The sequence below is a fragment of the Caldimonas sp. KR1-144 genome, from assembly GCF_049446155.1.
GTDB lineage: Bacteria > Pseudomonadota > Gammaproteobacteria > Burkholderiales > Burkholderiaceae_C > Rivibacter.
The window spans coordinates 297,953-314,897 of record NZ_JBMSEE010000002.1; the positions used below are offsets into that span (position 1 = coordinate 297,953).

17 protein-coding genes and 1 pseudogene are annotated in these 16,945 nt (G+C 70.0%); 14 read left to right on the forward strand and 4 right to left on the reverse strand.

The window, feature by feature from the left end; genetic code table 11:
- Positions 1-25 precede the first annotated feature (25 nt).
- The 7 genes and pseudogenes from ACO2TI_RS05365 to ACO2TI_RS05395 all read left to right on the forward strand — a co-directional run bounded on the left by ACO2TI_RS05365 (position 26) and on the right by ACO2TI_RS05395 (position 4,882).
- Positions 26-946, forward strand: a complete 921-nt coding sequence (locus tag ACO2TI_RS05365; protein WP_423282496.1) for a branched-chain amino acid ABC transporter permease — start codon at positions 26-28, stop codon at positions 944-946.
- A gap of 11 nt (positions 947-957) precedes the next feature.
- Entirely contained in the window at positions 958-1,965 is a 1,008-nt protein-coding gene (locus tag ACO2TI_RS05370; protein WP_423282498.1) for a branched-chain amino acid ABC transporter permease, read from the forward strand.
- 68 nt (positions 1,966-2,033) lie between these two features.
- A pseudogene (locus ACO2TI_RS05375) lies at positions 2,034-2,432 on the forward strand (ATP-binding cassette domain-containing protein); the annotation flags it as partial.
- Positions 2,433-2,636: 204 nt separating this feature from the next.
- On the forward strand, positions 2,637-2,714 hold the full coding sequence (locus ACO2TI_RS05380) for a hypothetical protein (RefSeq protein ID WP_423283318.1): 78 nt from the start codon (positions 2,637-2,639) through the stop codon (positions 2,712-2,714).
- Positions 2,715-2,721: 7 nt separating this feature from the next.
- Complete coding sequence (locus ACO2TI_RS05385) at positions 2,722-3,438, forward strand: ABC transporter ATP-binding protein (protein ID WP_423282500.1); 717 nt, start codon at positions 2,722-2,724, stop codon at positions 3,436-3,438.
- A gap of 4 nt (positions 3,439-3,442) precedes the next feature.
- Positions 3,443-4,081: a maleylacetoacetate isomerase gene (gene maiA / locus ACO2TI_RS05390; protein ID WP_423282502.1), complete on the forward strand. Its 639-nt coding sequence runs from the start codon at positions 3,443-3,445 to the stop codon at positions 4,079-4,081.
- A gap of 138 nt (positions 4,082-4,219) precedes the next feature.
- Complete coding sequence (locus ACO2TI_RS05395) at positions 4,220-4,882, forward strand: methyl-accepting chemotaxis protein (protein WP_423282504.1); 663 nt, start codon at positions 4,220-4,222, stop codon at positions 4,880-4,882.
- An 18-nt stretch (positions 4,883-4,900) separates the two neighbouring features.
- Here ACO2TI_RS05395 and ACO2TI_RS05400 read toward each other — a convergent pair whose 3' ends face one another.
- On the reverse strand, positions 4,901-5,644 hold the full coding sequence (locus tag ACO2TI_RS05400; RefSeq protein WP_423282506.1) for a siderophore-interacting protein: 744 nt from the start codon (positions 5,642-5,644) through the stop codon (positions 4,901-4,903).
- 36 nt (positions 5,645-5,680) lie between these two features.
- On the opposite strand from ACO2TI_RS05400, the gene ACO2TI_RS05405 reads away from it, so the two are divergent.
- Entirely contained in the window at positions 5,681-6,163 is a 483-nt protein-coding gene (locus tag ACO2TI_RS05405; RefSeq protein WP_423282508.1) for a MarR family winged helix-turn-helix transcriptional regulator, read from the forward strand.
- A gap of 106 nt (positions 6,164-6,269) precedes the next feature.
- Here the strand turns inward: ACO2TI_RS05405 and ACO2TI_RS05410 are convergent, their stop codons facing one another.
- Positions 6,270-8,345 (reverse strand): ATP-binding protein, encoded by a 2,076-nt coding sequence (locus ACO2TI_RS05410; protein WP_423282510.1) that lies wholly within the window; start codon positions 8,343-8,345, stop codon positions 6,270-6,272.
- A 23-nt stretch (positions 8,346-8,368) separates the two neighbouring features.
- On the opposite strand from ACO2TI_RS05410, the gene ACO2TI_RS05415 reads away from it, so the two are divergent.
- From ACO2TI_RS05415 to ACO2TI_RS05425, 3 genes are all read left to right on the forward strand, one after another.
- Positions 8,369-9,100, forward strand: a complete 732-nt coding sequence (locus ACO2TI_RS05415; RefSeq protein WP_423282512.1) for a response regulator — start codon at positions 8,369-8,371, stop codon at positions 9,098-9,100.
- A 489-nt stretch (positions 9,101-9,589) separates the two neighbouring features.
- A complete protein-coding gene (locus ACO2TI_RS05420; protein ID WP_423282514.1) occupies positions 9,590-11,104 on the forward strand; it encodes a P-loop ATPase, Sll1717 family in 1,515 nt (504 codons plus the stop codon).
- Positions 11,105-11,616: 512 nt separating this feature from the next.
- Positions 11,617-12,915 carry an aspartyl/asparaginyl beta-hydroxylase domain-containing protein gene (locus ACO2TI_RS05425; protein ID WP_423282516.1) on the forward strand — a complete coding sequence of 433 codons (1,299 nt, stop codon included), beginning with the start codon at positions 11,617-11,619 and terminating at the stop codon, positions 12,913-12,915.
- An 81-nt stretch (positions 12,916-12,996) separates the two neighbouring features.
- Here ACO2TI_RS05425 and ACO2TI_RS05430 read toward each other — a convergent pair whose 3' ends face one another.
- Positions 12,997-13,323 (reverse strand): hypothetical protein, encoded by a 327-nt coding sequence (locus ACO2TI_RS05430; RefSeq protein WP_423282518.1) that lies wholly within the window; start codon positions 13,321-13,323, stop codon positions 12,997-12,999.
- 120 nt (positions 13,324-13,443) lie between these two features.
- Positions 13,444-14,916, reverse strand: coding sequence for a Do family serine endopeptidase (locus ACO2TI_RS05435; protein ID WP_423282520.1), 1,473 nt, complete (start codon positions 14,914-14,916; stop codon positions 13,444-13,446).
- A gap of 215 nt (positions 14,917-15,131) precedes the next feature.
- Between ACO2TI_RS05435 and ACO2TI_RS05440 the strand changes: the two genes are divergently transcribed.
- From ACO2TI_RS05440 to ACO2TI_RS05450, 3 genes are read left to right on the forward strand one after another with little or no spacing between them, the layout of a single operon-like run.
- Complete coding sequence (locus tag ACO2TI_RS05440; RefSeq protein ID WP_423282522.1) at positions 15,132-15,668, forward strand: outer membrane beta-barrel protein; 537 nt, start codon at positions 15,132-15,134, stop codon at positions 15,666-15,668.
- A 37-nt stretch (positions 15,669-15,705) separates the two neighbouring features.
- Complete coding sequence (locus ACO2TI_RS05445; protein WP_423282524.1) at positions 15,706-16,194, forward strand: hypothetical protein; 489 nt, start codon at positions 15,706-15,708, stop codon at positions 16,192-16,194.
- 38 nt (positions 16,195-16,232) lie between these two features.
- Entirely contained in the window at positions 16,233-16,910 is a 678-nt protein-coding gene (locus ACO2TI_RS05450) for a hypothetical protein (RefSeq protein WP_423282526.1), read from the forward strand.
- Positions 16,911-16,945 lie beyond the last annotated feature (35 nt).

Genomic DNA, 16,945 nt, shown 5'->3' on the forward strand with positions numbered 1-16,945 from the left:
CGTACCCGTCGGACGAGGGGCTGCCATGAGCGCGACACTGCTGCTCGCACAGCTGCTCAACGGCCTGCAGTACGGCGTGCTGCTGTTCCTGCTGGCCGCCGGCCTGACCCTGGTGTTCGGGATCATGAGCTTCGTGAACCTGGCGCACGGCTCGCTGTACATGCTGGGCGCCTACGCGGGCGCGCTGGCCTACGCGGCGACCGGCTCGTTCGCGCTCAGCATCCTGGGCGCGATGGCCGCGGCGCTGGCGATCGGCCTGCTGCTCGAGGTGAGCATCGTCTCGCGCCTGTACCGGCGCGACCACCTCGACCACGTGCTCGCGACCTTCGGCCTGGTGATGTTCTTCAACGAGCTGGTGCGCATCGTCTGGGGGCCGCAGCCGCTGTTCGTGCAGGTGCCCGAAGTGCTCAGCGGCACCGTCAGCCTGTTCGGCTTCAACTACCCCTCGTACCGCTTCGCGATCATCGTCGCCGGCCTCGTGGTCGCGGTGGGTTCCTACTTGCTGATCCACAAGACGCGGGTGGGCATGCTGATCCGCGCCGGCGCGCAGAACCCGCAGCTGGTTGCGGCGCTGGGCGTCAACATCGGCCTGCTCAACGCGATGCTGTTCGGCGTCGGCGCAATGCTGGCTGGCGTGGCCGGCGCGATGGCGGGGCCGGTGCTGTCGGTGCAGTCGGGCATGGGCGAGCCGGTGCTGATCACGACCCTCGTGGTGATCGTGATCGGCGGCATCGGCTCGGTGAAGGGCGCGCTCTACGGCGCCATCATCGTCGGCCTGGTCGACACCTTCGGCCGCGTGATGCTGCCGCTGCTGCTGCGCCAGATCGCCGAGCGTTCGATCGCCGATGCCGCCGGGCCCGCGCTGGCCTCGATGAGCGTCTACCTGCTGATGGCCCTGGTGCTCGCGCTGCGACCGCAGGGCCTGTTCCCGGTCCGTCGCGGCTGAGGGAGTCCGCCATGTCCAAGCTCCATCCATGGCGGCCGGCGACGGCCGTGCCGCTGGCCGTGCTGCTCGCGCTGGCCGCCGTGCCCTTCATCGCGCAGGCGATCGGCCAGCCGTTCTGGACCTCGTTCTTCGCGCGCATCCTGATCTACGCGATCGCGGCCTCGGCGCTCAACCTCGCGCTCGGCTACGGCGGGCTCGTGAGCTTCGGCCACGCGCTGTTCATGGGCCTGGGCAGCTATGCGGTCGCGCTGCCGGCCTTCCACGGCGTCGACAGCGGCTGGGTGCACCTGGCCTGGTGCGTCGGTGCCTGCGCGCTGGTGGCGCTGGCGGTCGGGGCGATCAGCCTGCGCACCTCGGGCATGTCCTTCATCATGATCACGCTGGCCTTCGCGCAGATGGGCTACTTCCTGTTCGTGAGCCTCAAGCAGTACGGCGGCGACGACGGGCTCGCGGTGTCGGCGACCAGCCGCTTCGCCGGCCTGGACCTCGGCTCGACGACGACGCTCTACGGCGCCGCGCTCGCGGTGCTGGTGCTGCTCACGTGGTGGATGGCGCGGCTGCGCGTCGCGCCCTTCGGCATGGCGCTGCGCGGCGCGCGCCAGAACGCGCGCCGCGTGCAGGCGATCGGCCTGCAGCCGCGGCGCGTGCAGCTCGCGGCCTTCGTGATCTCGGGCGTGGTGTGCGGCCTGGCCGGCCTGCTGCTCGCCAACCTGAACGCCTACGCCTCGCCGAGCACGATGTCGTGGACGGTCTCCGGCGAGCTGATCGTGATGGTGGTGCTCGGCGGCATGGGCACGGTGTTCGGCCCGCTACTCGGTGCGCTGGTCTTCCTCGGCCTCGAGGAAGTGCTCAAGGGCTGGACCGATCACTGGATGGCGATCTTCGGGCCGCTGATCGTGGTGATGGCCCTGGTCGGGCGGCGCGGCATCGTCGGCCTGCTCGAGAAGCTCGCACCCGCGGCGCGCCGCGAGCCTCGCGCTGCGGCCCCCGAGGCCGCGCTTCAGCAAGGAGGCGCGTGATGGCCGCCGCGCTTCGCACCCAGGACCTCGTGATGCGCTACGGCGCGTTGCTGGTCACCGACCACGTCAGCCTCGACATCCGCCCGGGCGAACTGCACGCGGTGATCGGCCCCAACGGCGCCGGCAAGACGACGCTGATCAACCAGCTCAGCGGCGAGCTGCATTCGCAGCAAGGCCGCATCGACTTCGACGGCCGTGACGTGACCGCGCAGCCGGTGCATCGCCGCTCGCGCGACGGCCTGCTGCGCTCCTACCAGATCACCTCGATCTTTGAGGAGTTCACGGTGCTCGAGAACGCCGTGCTCGCCGCGCTGGCGGCGCGCCGTCACGCCTTCGGCTTCTGGCAGCCGATGCTGGCCGATGCGCCTGCGCGCCGCGCCGCCGAGGAGGCCGTGGCCGCCGCGGGCCTGGCCGCGCAGGCCGCGGTGGCGGCCGGCGAGCTCGCCTACGGACAGCGCCGCCAGCTCGAGCTGGCGATGACGCTGGCCGCGCAGCCCAAGCTCCTGCTGCTCGACGAGCCGATGGCCGGCATGAGCGTGCAGGAGTCGGCCGCCGTGACCGCGCTGCTGCGCGGCTTGAAGGGCCGCTACACCATCGTGCTCGTCGAGCACGACATGGACGCCGTGTTCGCGCTGGCCGACCGCATCACGGTGCTGGTCTACGGCCGCGTGATGTTCACCGGCACGCCCGCCGAGGTGCGCGAGCATCCCGAGGTGCGCGCCGTCTACCTCGGCGAAGAGAGCGTTTGAGGCGCGCATGAACCCACCCTATCTTTCGGTGCGCGGCCTGCAGGCCGGCTACGGCCGCGCGCAGGTGCTGTTCGACATCTCCTTCGACGTGCGGCCCGGCGAGGTCGTGACCCTGCTCGGGCGCAACGGCATGGGCCGCTCGACGACGATCAAGTGCCTGTTCGGCATGCTGCCCTGCCTGGGCGGCGAGATCCTCGTCGACGGCTGCGCGACGCAGGGCCAGCCCCCGCACCGCATCGCGCGCCAGGGGCTCGCGATCGTGCCCGAGGGGCGGCAGATCTTCACCGAGCTCACGGTCGAGGAGAACCTGGTCGCGACCTCGCGCGTCAATGAAGGCAAGGGCGCGCGCGCCTGGACGCTCGAACGCGTCTACGGCTTCTTCCCGCGCCTGAAGGAGCGCCGAACCAACCTCGGCTGGCAGCTCTCGGGCGGCGAGCAGCAGATGCTGGCGATCGGCCGCGCGCTGATGACCAACCCCAGGCTGATCGTGCTCGACGAGGCCACCGAGGGCCTCGCGCCGGTGGTGCGCGACGAGATCTGGCGCACGCTGGCCGAACTCAAGCGCGAGGGCCTGGCGCAGATCGTGATCGACAAGAACGTGAACCGGTTGTTGAATCTGGCCGACCGGCACGTCGTGATCGAGAAGGGCCGCGTGGTCTGGCAGGGCGACTCGCAGGCCCTGCGCGCCCAGCCGGCCATCATCCACCAATACCTGGGAGTCTGACGCCATGCAGCTCTACGGCTTCTTTCGCAGCGGCACCTCGCACCGCCTGCGCATCGCGCTCAATCTCAAGCGCCTGGCCTACGAGCAGGTCGCGATCGACCTGCGCCGCGAAGAGCACCTGCGCGCCGAGTTCAAGGCGATCAACCCGCAGCAGCTGGTGCCGGCGCTGGAGTTCGGCGGGCGCGTGCTGACGCAGTCGCCGGCCATCATCGAGTGGCTCGAGGAGCGCTATCCCGACCCGCCGCTGCTGCCGCCCGGCCCAGACGAACGCGCGCAGGTGCGCGCGCTCGCGGCCATCGTCGGCTGCGACATCCACCCGGTCAACAACCGCCGCATCCTCGAGGCGCTGCGCCACCGCTTCGGCGCCGACGAGGCCGCGATCAACGACTGGTGCGGCACCTGGATCGCCGCCGGCTTCGACGCCTTCGAGGCCCTGGTCAAGGCGCACGGCCGCGGCGGCGAATTCGCGTTCGGCCACCAGCCGACGCTGGCCGACGTCTACCTCGTGCCGCAGATCGAGAGCGCGCGGCGCTTCAAGGTGGAGCTCGCGCGCTGGCCGCGGCTGATGGCGATCGACGCCGCCTGCGCGCGGATCGAGGCCTTCCAGCGCGCCGCGCCGGCCGTGCAGCCCGACGCGTCCTGAGGCCCGGCAGGCCGGTTCCGCCAGAGGCGTGATCCGAGACCGGCCGCTGCGGCATGATTTCTGCACAAACGAGCCTCGGGGCCGCGCGATCCCTTTCGTGGTGCGCGCGGCCGTGAACAAGCTCATGAAAGCGATCCCATGTTGCACACGGGCAGGGCATCGAGCGCGCGCGCAGCGCTCAGCGGCGAAGCCTTCGGCACGCTGATCAATCTCTCGGGCCGCCGGCGCTTCACCTCGCAGCGCGTCGTGCTCTACGCGGTGCTGGCCGCGCAGGGCCGCGACGGCGCGCTGCAGCTGTCGAAGGACGCGCTGGCGACGTTTTGCCAGGCGCATCGCGCGCTGGTCGACGGCACGGACGAGCTGCCGGGGGTCTTCTGCGACGAGCTGCACGAAGCCTACTTCGGCGACGAAGGCGGCGACGCCGTGATCCGCGGCTTCATCGACCTCGCGCAGCGCACGCACGAGGGCATCGCGGGCGGTCACCGCTACGCAAAGCGCTGCCTCGACGAGCTCGTGGACAGCGCAACGCCGCTGCTGGCGATGCTCAACCGCATCACCCAGGTCTACGAAGACCTGGCGCGACGCCAGGCCGGGCTGGCCCGCAAGCAGCTGCGCGGCGTGATGAGCGACATCGAGTCGATCGCCAAGCAGGCGCGCATCGTCGCCTTCAACGCGCAGATCGTGGCCTCGCGCAGCAATGCCTCGGGGCGCGAGTTCGCGGTCGTGGCGTCGGAGATGTCGCAGATCACCACGCGCATCGACGAGCTGGTGCGCGAGGCGATGAGAACGTCGGTGGCGTGAGCGCCTGACCCGGTGAGGTCAATGGTCCTCGTGGTAATCCGCGGCGCCTTGCTTCCAGTACGCGGCGAGCTTGGCGTCCTCGCGCGGGTGACCCTTGTCGACCAGCACGATCTCGCGCGCCTTGGCGATCATCGAGGCCTCGGCGGCACACCACACGTAGCCTGAGCCCTCGGGCAGCGGCAGCGCACGCAGCGTGGCGATCCATTCGTCGGGGCTGGCGACCCATTGCACCTCGAGCCCGGCGCGGCTGGCGATCGCGCGACGGTCGGCCACGTCGGCCACCTGCATCAGCACGATCGCGCGCGTCGATGCCGGCAGTTCCTCGAGGCGGCGGTGGATCGCCGGCAGCGCGCTGGCGTCGCCGGCCAGCAGGTGCCAGTCGTAGTCGGTCGGCACGATCATCGAACCGCGCGGGCCGGCGATCACGGCGCGCTGGCCCGCGCGTGCGTTGCGCGCCCATTCGGAGGCGCCGTCTTGGCCGTGCGAGTCGTGGAGGACGAACTCGATCGTCAGCTCGCGGCGCTCGCGGTCGAAGCGGCGCGGCGTGTAGTCGCGCAGCACCGGCTCGCCATCGGCGCCCTGGAACACGAACTTGACGTGGTCGTCGAACGAGGCGGAGACGAAGCCGCCGAGCGCCTCGCCGGCGAAGGTGATGCTCGTGAAGTGCGGGCCGAGCGGCTGCACGGCGGCCACCGTCACGTCGCGGCGCACGAGCTCGTGGCGCACGCGCAGCACGCGGCGGCCGGATTCGGGAGCTTGCATGGGTCGATCGTCAATTGGTTGATAATGTCATCCATCATGCGCAAATCAGTTGACCATGTCAAACATGTGGGTGCCGGCCCGGCCGCGGCCGCGCCGGACGACGTGCTGGAGGCCGTGCACGCGGTGATGCACGCCTGGCGCGCGCGCCAGTACCGCGTGCTGCGCGACGGGCCGCACGACCTCACGCACATGGAAGGCAAGCTGCTCGGCTTCTTTGCGCGCCATCCGGGCGCAACGCAAAGCGAGCTGGCCGCGCACTCCGGGCGCGACAAGGGCCAGCTCGCGCGCCTGGTCGGCAGCCTGCGCGAGCGCGGGCTGCTCGAAGCCACGGTTGACGAGAACGATCGCCGCGCGGTGCATCTGCAGCTCACCGCCGACGGCGCGGCGGTGCACCAGGCGCTGCAGCGGCAGGGCCGGCGGCTTTCGGCGGCGGCGGTCGCAGGACTCAGCGCGACGGAGCGCGAGCAGCTCGTCGCGCTGCTGGGCAAGGTGCTGGCGCAGCTCGAGCAGGTGGGGTGACGGCGCCAGGAGCTCCCTCTCCCGCTTGCGGGAGAGGGTTGGGGGTGAGGGCAGGGCGCACCCCTCACCCCCGCCCTCTCCCCGCCGGCGGGGCGAGGGAGCGAAATCAGGCCGGCAACGCCGCCCGCAGCGCCGCCGCCAGCTCCGCGCGCCGCGCCGGCTTGGACAGCACGCTCGCCGCACCGGCCGCTGCCGCGCGCGCGGCCAGCATCGCGCCGCCGTAGCCGCTGAGCAGCAGCACCGGCAGCGACGGCTGCTCGCGGCGCAGCGTCTCGATCAGCTGCGTGCCGCTCAGGCCCGGCATGACCTCGTCGGTCACCACGGCATCGAAGGGCGGCTGCGCGGCGCGCAGCGCGTCGAGCGCGGCCAGCGGGTCGGTAAAGGTCTCGACGCGGTAGCCCAGCGCTTCCAGCGATTCGAGCGCCAGCTGCGCGAGCGCCGGTTCGTCGTCGATCACGGCGATGCGCTGGCCCTGGCCGCGCGGCAGCGCGTGCGGCGCGGGCTCGGCGGCCGCGAGCGGCTGCGTTGTCTCGGGCAGGTAGAGCGTGAAGCAGGCGCCGCCTTCGGGCAGGTTCTGCACGTCGATGCCGCCGTCCGCCTCGCCGGCGATGCCGTGCACCATCGCGAGGCCGAGGCCGGTGCCGCCTTCGCGCGAGCGGGTGGTGAAGAAGGGCTCGAACAGGTGCTCCATGGCGTCGGCCGGCACGCCGGGCCCCTGGTCGGCCACGGCCACCGTCGCGTAGCGGCCGGCTGCCAGCCTGCCGTGCGAGAGCACCGTGTCGGCGGGCAGCGCGCGGCGCGCGATCGTGACCTGGACGCGGCCCTGCGGCGGCGAGGCCTGCGCGGCGTTGCGGCACAGGTTCATCAGCGCCTCGTAGAGCTGGGTCGGGTCGCCGCGCACGCGCAGGCCACTGTCGCGCGCGTCGAGCTCGAAGTGCAGCGCATGCCCCAGCGACGCGCCGCTGGCCTGCAGCGCCTCGCGCACCAGCGGCTCGAGCTCGAAGGCCACCGCGGCCTGCGCGCCGCCGCGGCTGAACGCGAGGATGCGCTCGACCAGCGCACTGCCGCGTTCGGCGGCGTGCATCAGCTTGTCGAGGTGCTTGCGCTGGCGGCTGCCGGGCTCGGCGGCCTCCTGCGCCAGCTCGCCGAAGCCGACGATCGCGCCCAGCACGTTGTTGAAGTCGTGCGCCACGCCGCCGGCCAGCGTGCCCAGCGCCTCCAGCCGGCCGGCGCGCGCCAGCCGCGCCTGCAAGGCCTGCTGCGCCTGCGCGCGCCGTTGCTCGGCGCGCTGCGCCAGCGCCAGCGCGCCGAGCATCACCGCGAGCAGCAGCGCCAGCGTCGCGCCGGCCACGGTGGCGGCGCTGCGCCAGTCGGCCAGCGCGCTCGCGCGGTCGCGCGAGACGCGCACCGTGATGCCGTAGCGCGCGAGCCGGCGCTGCGCGACGAGGCGCTCGCCGTCGTCGAGCGCCGAGCGCGCTGCGGCGCCGGCGTCGCGCGCGAGGCGCAGCGCCATCGCGGCTTCGTCGCCCACCGGCTCGTCGATGTGGACCTGCGCGAGCCGCACGCCGTCGTCGCGGTAGATGCCCACGCGGTCGTGCGCGTCCAGCATGCGCGCGTTGAACGCGCCCAGCAGCTGCGGCTCGCCGACCGCGCCGACGATCCAGCCGGCGGCCGCGCGGCCCTGGTGCGGCGCCGCTGCGGGCACGGCCAGCGCGACCAGGTTTTCGCGCGTCACCGGGTCGGCATAGGGCCGGCTCACCGCGGCGCCGTCGGGCGCCAGCCGCGCCAGCGCCGGCGCAAAGGTGCGGAAGTCCGGCGCCGGCGTGAGGTCGGAGCCGGCGCGCGCCTGGCCCTCGGCGTCAAAGATCCACAGCGTGCGCACCAGGTGGATCAGGTCGGCGCCGCGGCGCAGCGCCGCGCTGTCGTCGGCCTCGGCGGCATACCGGCTGCGCTGCGCGGCCAGCGCGCGCAGCCCGCCTTCGGCGCCCTGCAGGCCGCGCTCGATCGCGTCGGCCAGCGCGGTGGCCAGCAGGGTCACCTCGCGCGACTGCGCGGCCAGCGTCTGCGTGCGGTGGTGCCACAGGACGCCCGCGGCCAGCAGCGCGCCGGCCAGCCAGGCCAGCAGGGTCCAGACCCATGGCGAGCGTGCCGGCGCGGCCGGGTTTGGCGACGCTTCGTTCACGTGCCCACCGTACCATCGCGGCCATGAATGCGACGGCCCAGACTCATGTCCTGATCGTCGACGACGACGAGTCGATGCGCGAACTCGTGAGCGACTACCTGGCCGACAACGAGATGCGCGTCACCGCGCTGGCCTCGGGCCGCGACCTGTTCGCGACGATCGACCGCGAGGCGATCGACCTGGTGATCCTCGACCTCAAGCTGCCCGGCGAAGACGGCATGCAGCTCGCACGCGGCGTGCGCGAGCGCGCCACCGTGCCCATCATCCTGCTCACCGGCCGCAACGAAGAGGCCGACCGCGTGATGGGCCTCGAGCTCGGCGCCGACGACTACGTCACCAAGCCCTTCAGCCCGCGCGAGCTGCTGGCGCGCGTGCGCGCGGTGCTGCGGCGGTATCAGGTGCAGGCCACGCTGCCGGAGCGCGACAACGCGCGCCGCGCGTTCCGCTTTGCGGGCTGGGAGCTGAACCTGCGCACGCGCCGCCTGCGCTCGCCCGACGGGGCTGACGTGGAGCTGTCCAACGGCGAGTTCAGCCTGCTCGTGGCCCTGTGCCGCGCGCCGCAGCGCGTGCTGTCGCGGGACCAACTGCTGTCGATGTCGCGCCTGCATGAGGCGGAAGTCTATGACCGCACGGTTGACGTGCAGGTGAGGCGCTTGCGGCTGAAGCTCGAGGCCGATCCGGGGCAGCCGGCGCTGCTGGTGACGGAGCGCGGGGCAGGGTATCGGTTTGCTTGCGAGGTGGAGACGTTGTACTGAGGGCGGTCCTTATCCGGCGGATGCGACTGACGTTCGCAAGATGGGTGTTGAGGTCTTCCCGAGTTTGTGAGGGCAGTCGGGGGCAGCGCGTCGGGTGACTGCGATGCAGCGGTTGCAGCCCTTCGATGGCGCATCCAGAGCGCGTGCTGACCGCCAGCAAGCAGTCACCGGTCCTGACGACCATGAACCCAGCGACGGTCTGCTATGCGACGCGCAGCGGTCGTAGGCCCAGGCAGTCGTGGTCAGGACCGACCCAATGACCGCTCGTCACCGGAGCGAATCGGCGGATTCGACCCTCAGCTGCCGTTCGCGGTTCTCCGAACCTGCCCGACGGCCAAGCATCGGCTCAACTCACTGCGCGTCCATGAAGCAGCCGTTCGTGGCCTCCAGGATCCGGCCATAAGCAGACGTTGGTAACCTGGAGCTTGGAGTTGGCTCGAGAGGTAGCCTCCGCACTACACTCCAATTTGCTCTTCGAAGGGAAAACGCATGCCCGAGCACACTCCTCTTCAAGTCAAGGATGCACTCCGAATGCTGGACCTTGGCAGTTCAGTGGCCGAGTTCGATAAGTCGCTGGAGAAGTACTTTGTTGAGAACGAGGCCTTCCACGCCCTAATTCGGGACGAGGCAGATGTCATCGCAGGAGACAAGGGAACGGGGAAGACAGCTGTCTACCGCATCCTTCAAAAACGGTTCGGTCATATTGCCGAATTGAAGGGGGTCGAAGTGCTTGCTGCATTCAACCCGGCTGGAAACCCAATCTTCCAAAAGCTGGTCCAGCAGCAAGTCTTGACAGAGGGGCAGTACGTTAGCGTCTGGAAGGCCTACATCCTGTCTCTCGTTGGGAACTGGGCCATCGAGATCGCCGGCGAGGGCTATTCTAAGAACTTCAAATCGTTGCACGTCCTCCTGACGGAAACTGGACTTCGATCGAGAGACGATAAGCCCGAGACGATATTCAGCAAGCTCATCAATTCCATACAACGCGTTCTCACCCCAAAGGCTGCCGAGGTTGAGATGACGTTGTCCGAAACAGGCGTTCCCATCGTTACACCACGAGTGGAGTTCGGGGCAGGTGACGCATCGAGGACGCCAAAGGAGGTCCCGCACGAGGAGGCACTTAGGTTGCTGAACTCGTGTCTTACGGACTTCGGCTTCTCTGTTTGGCTTGCGCTCGACCGACTCGACGAGGCATTTCAGGGCTTCCCAGCTGTCGAAGTACCAGCGCTTCGCGCACTCCTGCGGACGTACCTGGATTTGCTCGAATTCGACAAACTGCGCCTGAAACTGTTCGTCCGACGGGACTTGTTCCGCAAGATTGTGGGTGGCGGCTTTGTGAACCTAACCCACATCAACGCTAGAAAGCGGGAGATCGTTTGGGGTGAAGCCGATCTGTTGAATCTACTTGCGATTCGCATTCGGGATAACAAGGAGTTCGTTGCGGCAATCGGAGCGATCGACCTCGCGGACGAGGAGCTTTTCTATCGCTTGTTCCCAGGCAAGGTCGATCAAGCCGAACGCAAACCAACATCATGGAACTGGATCATGTCCAGGATCCGCGACGGCAACGACGTCAAGCCTCCCCGGAACTTGATTGACCTAGCCAACTTGGCGCGCGAAGAACAGATTCGCGCGGAATCACGTAGTCCAACGGTCATGACTCTAGATGGCCCTTTGATCACGCCGGATTCGCTAAGGGGCGCACACGAGCGATTGAGCATACAAAGAGTAGAGGACACCCTACTAGCAGAGAGCGCGGCGGATACTGCGCGGCTCATTGAACGTTTCCGGAAATCGAAGTCCGAGCACAACCTCGAAACTCTAGCCTCTACTCTTGGAGTAAAGGAGGAAGAACTGCAGGCGGCGATTCGCCAACTCATCGAGATTGGATTTCTAGAGGGTGTTAGGTCGACCTGGAAGGTACCAATGCTTTACCGTGATGGGCTCGACATTCGTCAAGGCAAGGCCTTTGCCCCGGATCAGACGCCAGATCCTGAAGAGTAAGGAAGTTCTCTTCGCGTAGCGGCGAGCGCGCGATGGCTCGCGGACGACGTTACGACTGAATTTGACCGGCATCTTTGGGTCGGGTTCGGCCTGTCGTCTTGAGCAGAAGGAATCGTTCGCGGGCCGTCACGCGCGCCGCATTGGACCAGTGACCGGTCAGGAGGGTGCAGCGGTCGTCCGCCCGGTTGACCCGCGTGCGACTGGTTTCAGCCTCGGCCGCCGCGCAACTGCCGATCCTGACCGGCAGCACCCAGTCTGAAGCAGAAGTCCGCCACCCGGACGACAGGCCTGGCGTTCAAGGGAATTCGAGTGGAGCCTGTTGACCCTTCCGGCTGGAACGGCGGCATGACTCCCATCGGTCAGCCCTGCGAATGTCGAGACGCCCGCAAGCCGTGAGAAGATGATCGAGCGTGACGTCGAAAACGCGATCAACGATCGCATGCGGCGCATTCGTCATGACTCGACATGAGCTTTGACGAGCGAGCACTCACGCAGCCGAGCAACCCAACGGAATGAACTCGACAAATCGCCAGGCCATTTGGGCAAGCGATCCACGCTGGACGCGCGCCAGAGAACATGCACTGCGCGGCGAGGTGCTGCAGGCGGAGATGCTGCTGCGCGGCCTGCTCGCCGAGCACCGTGATTGCACGCCGGCACGCTTGACGGTCGCCGACTACATGGCCGAACGCGGGGACCTCGATGGTGCCCTGCAACTTCTTCTCACCCCGCGGGCCGATGACTCCGATGGCAATTTGGGCTTCGCGGTCGCGCGAGTGCAGGTTGCCCGTGGAGACCCGGCGGCGGCGCGTGCGGCGCTCGAAGCCGCCCTGGGTCGCCAGCCCCGTTTCCTGGAAGCATGGTTGATGCTCGCCGAGGTTTGCGATGTTCTGGGCGATGCGCACGCGGCATTGCGGGCACGCACCCGCCTCTTCGCCGAAGCGAACGCCCAGGGTCGCTGGACCAGCCACGAGACGACCGAGCCGCAGTGGCAGCAGGCTGTGCGCCGCAACATCGAAGCCTACCGGCGCGACAAGCGCGAGCGGCTGTTCGCGGCATTCGCTGAAGTTCGCGAACGACACGGCGCCGACTCGCTGCGCCGCTTCGAACGCGCGCTGACCGGGTATCTGCGCGAATGGGATGCGACCCCGCCCGACGCCCGCCAGCGTCCCAAGTTCTTCTGGTTTCCCGATCTGCCGCCAGGGCCCTACCACGACCCGATGCTGCAACCGTGGGCCGCGACACTGCGTGACGCGTGGCAGGACATCCGCGACGAAGCCGTCGAACTGCTGCGCGAGGACCGCGACTTCGAGAGCTTCCTCGGCCTCAAGCCAGGCCAGAAGGCGCCGGGGTCCATTGGCGGCGCGGCAGAGAACCCTGCCTGGGACGCGTTCTTCTTCTACAACCATGGGGTCCGCTACGACGCGAACCACGAACGCAGCCCGCGCACCAGCGCGCTGCTCGAGTCGATCGAGCTGTGCCGCATACCGCGCCAGGCACCGGAGATCTGCTTCTCGCTGATCCGCCCGCAGTCATCGATCCTGCCTCACTACGGCGTGACGAACGTGCGGCTCGTGTTCCACCTGCCGCTCGTCGTTCCGCCTGATTGCGCACTCAACGTGGCCGGGATCGAGCACCACTGGCGCGAGGGCGAACCGATCCTCTTCGACGACACCTATGAACACGAGGCCTGGAACCGTTCGGACCAGCCGCGCTTGATCCTGTTGATGGACTGCTGGAACCCCCACCTCACTCAGAGTGAGAAGGAGGCGGTGCGCCATGTCATCGAGGCCATCGACGAGCTCGCCCTCTGAAGCCGGGGTTCGGCACGTGCCGGCCTGGTAACCCGGACAGGTTCGCTTGCTCGTGAGACCGGGAACGCTCGCGCCCGCGCCTCAGCGCTGCGGGGCCCGTTGCTCCACGGCCCGCTCATAGACCGCCTGGCGCGAGTCCCAGTGCCACTGCAGCAGCTCGGCCGTGCGCCGCACGATCCATTGCGCCTGCGCGGCCGGCAGGCTCGTGGGCGCCGCCACGAGGCCGTTGAAGCAGCGCGACAGGATCTGGTCTTCGTCGATCCCGTCGCGGTGATGGAGGGTCTGGCACTGCTCGACGAGGAGGTTGGCCATGTCCTCGCTGAACTCGTACAGCGAGGCCAGCGCCTGCTTGCCGATCGTCAGGCGCTGGCGTTCGTCCTGGTAGAGCTCGACGAAAGAGTCGGGCACGAATGTCTGGTTCTCGTCGTACACGTGACTTCCGGTGATGGAGACCCAAGGCGCATTCTCGGCCACGGCCACGGCCGGTGCCGGTTCGGGCTGCGCCGGTCCGGCTTGGCGCAGCGCGGCTTAGCCCAGTCTCAGCGGCACATAGATCCGCTCGCCGTCGCGCAGCACCAGCAGCGCCGCTGCCGAGCGCGAGGTGCTCGCCGCGGTGCGCGCCTCGCCGACGTTGGCCACCGGCTTGCCGTCGATCGCCAGCAGCACGTCGCCGGGCTGCACGCCGGCGCGTTCGGCCGCGCCGCTGACGCCTTCGACCAGCAGGCCCTGCGGCACGCTGAGTTCGCGTCGCTCGCCGGGCGACAGCGGGCGCAGCGCGAGGCCGAGCCGGCCGCCTTCGGCGGAAGGGCGCTCGTCGGCTTGCGCGACCTGCTTGTCGTTGGCCGCGCCGAGCCGCACGCTCACGTCGCGGTGCGCGCCGTCGCGCCAGACGTCGAGCTTGACGGTGTCGCCGGGCTGTGCGAGGCCGATCGCCGCCGGCAGGTCGCCTGACACGCTCACCGGCTTGCCGTCGACGGCCAGCACCACGTCGCCGCTGCGCAGGCCGGCCTTGTCGCCGGCGCTGCCCTTGTTGACCTCGGCGACCAGCGCACCGGCCGGCTTGGGCAGGCGGAACGACTCGGCCAGCGCCTGGTTCACGTCCTGCACCGTCACGCCCAGCCGCGCGTGCTGCACCTTGCCGTGCGCGAGCAGCTGCTGCTCGACGTGCTGGGCCACGTCGACCGGGATCGCGAACGAGATGCCCTGGTAGCCGCCCGAGCGCGAGTAGATCTGCGAGTTGATGCCGATCACCTCGCCGCGCATGTTCAGCAGCGGCCCGCCCGAGTTGCCCGGGTTGACCGCGACGTCGGTCTGGATGAAGGGCACGAAGCCGTCGCCGGGCAGCGAGCGGCCGGTGGCGCTGACCACGCCGGCGGTGACCGTGTTCTCAAAGCCGAACGGCGAGCCGATCGCCATCACCCATTCGCCCACGCGCGGCGGCGTGCCTGACGCGAGCCGCACGGTCGGCAGATGCTTCGCGTCGATCTTGAGCACCGCGATGTCGGTGACGCGGTCGCTGCCCACCACCTTGGCGCGGAACTCGCGCCGGTCGGTCAGCTTGACCAGCACCTCCTGCGCGTCGGCCACGACGTGCGCGTTGGTCAGGATCACGCCGTCGTCGCGCACGATGAAGCCCGAGCCCTCGCCGCGCACCGGCAGGCGCAGCGAGGGCGGCATGCCGCCGAAGCGGCGCTGGAACTGGCGCAGGAAGTCGCGCAGCTCGCCGCCGCCTTCGTCTTCTTCGTCATCGCCGTCGGTGCTGACCTTGCGTTCGCCGCTGACGCTGATGTTGACGACCGCCGGGCCGTAGCGATCGACGATCGAGGCCATGTCGACCGAGCCGTTGGGGCCGCCGGGCGCGGCGAGCGGCGCGGGCGCGGCGGCGGCCGGCGGCGGGGCGTAGGCATGTGCGTGCTGCCACCACAGCGTGCCGCCGGAGGTCAAGGCCACCGCGGCCGCGACCGCGAGCACGCTGCGCTGCAGGGGAACGTAGGTCGTCATGATCGATGCTCCTTTTGCGTCGTCGGGGCCGTGCAGCGGCCCCTGCGGCGCACTGTGGGTGCGCGACTTGAATGCCGCGTTGCAGCCGACATTGCATCTGTCACACGGCCTCGCGCGCCTGCAATGTCGGCGGCGATGCGGCGCTCGACAGTGGTTCCAGGCGCCGCGATGCATGCGGCGCCGCTTCGATGAACTCGAACGAAAGGAACCGGACCATGAACACCCGCAACTCGCTGAGGAGTCTTGCCGCCGCCGCCGCGCTGATCGCCGGCGGCACCATCGCAGCCCACGCCGAAGGCCTGTACGCCGGCGCGGCGCTCGGCTCGCCGCACTACGGCGGCGACGCCGTCGCCGGCATCGACGGCTCGGGCAGCGGCGTCGGCGGCAAGATCTACGGCGGCTACGAGCTCACGCCCAACTTCGCGATCGAAGGCGGCTGGTTCGACGCCGGCCACATCGACAACGCCAACGGCAAGGCCGACCTGCGCGGCGCCTACCTCGACGCCGTGGGCAAGTACCCGATCGCGCCGCAGTGGTCGCTGCGCGGCAGCGTCGGCGTCGCCGAGGGCCATTTCGACACCAGCCGCGGCGACGACCACAGCCCGGCGCTGAAGCTGGGCGTGGGCGTCGACTACGCGCTGACGCAGAAGGTCTCGCTGAGCGCCGGCTACGACTACTACCGCTTCAGCAACGCCTTCGACGGCAAGCCCACGGTCGGCATGCCGACCATCGGCATGAAGATCGGCTTCTGACCGATCGCGACGCGCTGACCGAACCAAGGAGAACGCGATGGACCTGTTCGTCCGCGAGGGTCTGCGCGCCGCCGCGCTGGCGGCCGCCGCTTCGGCGCTGCTCGCCGCCGGCTGCGCGGTGCCGGTGACGCGCGTCACGCGCGTCGTCGACGAGCCGCCGATGATGGCCCAGGCGCCGGCCTGGGACCGCCTGGGCACCGTGACGCGCATCGAGGAGGTCGAGACCAGTGCGCAGCCGACCGGCGGCGGCGGCGTGCTCGGCGCGCTGGTCGGCGGCGCCGTCGGCAACCAGTTCGGCCGTGGCGGCGGGCGTGCGGCGATGACGATCCTGGGCGTGTTCGGCGGCGCGGTCGCCGGCGACACGATCGAGCGCAACCAGGCCGCCGCGGCCAGCAGCCGCTACTGGCGCGTGTTCGTGCGCTTCGACGACGGCGAGCACCGCGAGTTCGACTACCGCGACCTCGCGGGCCTGCGCAGCGGCGAGCGCGTGCGCCTGCGCGGCGACGGCGTGCTGCAGCGCGGCTGACCAAGCCGCCACGCGCAACCCCACAGCGGATGGCCGGCATGGACAGACGATGCGCGCTTCGCGGCCTGGCGCTGCTGGCGGCGTGGGGCTTGAGCGGCGCGCTGCACGCCGGCGCTGCGCCGCCCGCGGTCGCCGGGCGCGTGTCGTGGCTCGCCGGGCGCACGACGCTGCAGGCGGCCGACGGCGTGCGCGAGCCCGCGCGGCCCAACCTGCCGGTTGCCGCCGGCGACACGCTGGTCACCGACGGCTACGCGCGCGCCGAGGTCTGGATCGGCAGCACCGCGCTGCGGCTCGACGCCGCCAGCACGCTGCGCGTCAGCGCGCTCGACGACACGCGGCGCGCGTTCGCGCTCGATGCCGGCAGCCTCGCGCTGCGCGTCGACGACGATGCCGATGCGCATCGCAGCGCGATCGAGACCGCGCTGGGCCGCTTCGTGCCGCAGCAGTCCGGCGCCTGGCGCGTCGACCTGCGGCATGACGGCATCGACGCGACCGCGCTGCGTGGCGGCCTGCGCTTCGAAGGCTTCGGCACGCGCGTCACGGTGCTGGGCGGCCAGCGTGCGCACCTGCGGCGCGAGGGCGCCGGCCTGCGCATCACCTTCGATGCCGCGCCGCGCGACGACTTTGCGGCCTTTGTCGATGCGCGCGACCGCGATGCGGCAGGCCTGCACGCGACGGGTGATGTCGAACGACGGCCGTTGGCTGCAAAACGGTGATGATGGCGGGCATGGAGGCCATGACGAGGTGACAT